General features: G+C 71.7%; 1 protein-coding gene. It reads left to right on the top strand.

Annotated features, from left to right (window positions below):
- Positions 1-1,397: right-handed parallel beta-helix repeat-containing protein (locus tag AOK23_RS43675; protein ID WP_055717887.1), on the top strand; the 1,397-nt coding region annotated here is incomplete at both ends.

Genomic DNA, 1,397 nt, shown 5'->3' with positions numbered 1-1,397 from the left:
GGACCCGGAGCGGGAGGGGGTGTGGCGGGCGGACGTCGGCGCCCTGGAGACCCGCCAGCTGTACGTCGACGGCCGGCGGGCGACCCGGGCGAGCCTCGGCTCGGGTCTGCCGGGCGAGCTGCGGACCACCGCGACCGGCTATACCACCACCAGTGCGATCCCCCGGTCCTGGCGCCACCCCGAGGACCTGGAACTGGTGTACCGCTTCGACTACGTCGAGGGCCGCTGCGGCGTCGCGGACATCTCCCGGGGGCCGGGGAAGCGGACCACGATCACCATGGAGCGGACCTGCTGGAAACTGGCCCGCGACCTGTACGGCAAGGAGTCCCTCGGCGAGCCGTCCTTCGTCGAGAACGCGCCGGACTTCCTGCACCGGCCCGGCAGCTGGTACCTCGACCGCTCCCGGCCCGGCCGCCATCGGCTCCTCTACCGTCCGGCGCCCGGCCAGGACCTGCGCCGCACATCGGTGGTGGCGCCCGTCCTGGAGACTCTGCTGAGCGGCACCGGACGCCCCGGCCGCCCGGTGCACGACATGGCGTTCCGTGGACTGACGTTCGCCGACGCGACCTGGCTGGCGCCGAACGAGCCGGCCGGCTTCGTCGCCGCGTGGAGCATGTACATGAGGCCCGGCCGCGGGGCGGGCGGCGCGATGGAGGCCCGTACGGTGCCGGGGAACATCGCCTTCAGGACCGCCGAGCGCATCACCTTCCAGGGCAACCGGTTCGTCCGACTCGGCGCGCAAGGGCTGGAGTTGTCGGAGAACAGCTCCCACAACACCGTCGTCGGCAACGTCTTCACCGACATCTCGGACGGCGGTGTCGTCCTGGGCGTCCTGCCGCCCGACACCAAGGGGACGAACCGCGGCAACCGGATCACCGACAACTGGATCCACCACATCGCGGCCGAGTACCACGCCGCCTCCGGCATCTGGGACACCGGCGGCCGGGAGACGACCATCGCGCACAACCAGGTCGACCATGTGCCGTACACGGGCATCCTCTCCGGCCCCAGCGAGGACCTGCGCGGCCTGATGCGGGGCGGCCGCATCGTCGGCAACCGGGTCTTCGCCACGAACCGGTTGCTGGCCGACGGCGGCGGCATCTACCTCCGCGGCGAACAGGGCACCTCGTACGCGGACGGCCTCGTCGTCAGGGACAACGCGGTCACCGACAGCCGGTACGGCGTGTGGAACGTCGGCATCTACACCGACGACAGCAGCAACTGGATGACCGTGCGTCACAACGCCGTCTACGACTACCGCGCCTCCATCGGTGGGTGCAGCGAGGAATGGGGCAACCGCCCGGTGCGGCACGTCCGTTACCACGGCAACTTCTGGGACGACGCCGTCCCCGACTGGCTGCCCCGCCGGCCCTACCCCGGCGGGGCAGCCAGTCGGG

Source organism: Streptomyces torulosus (genome assembly GCF_001419765.1).
In the GTDB taxonomy this organism is placed as follows: Bacteria; Actinomycetota; Actinomycetes; order Streptomycetales; family Streptomycetaceae; genus Streptomyces; species Streptomyces torulosus.
The sequence above is the reverse complement of the archived record's forward strand: the minus strand, read 5'-3'. Positions and strand labels throughout refer to the sequence as shown.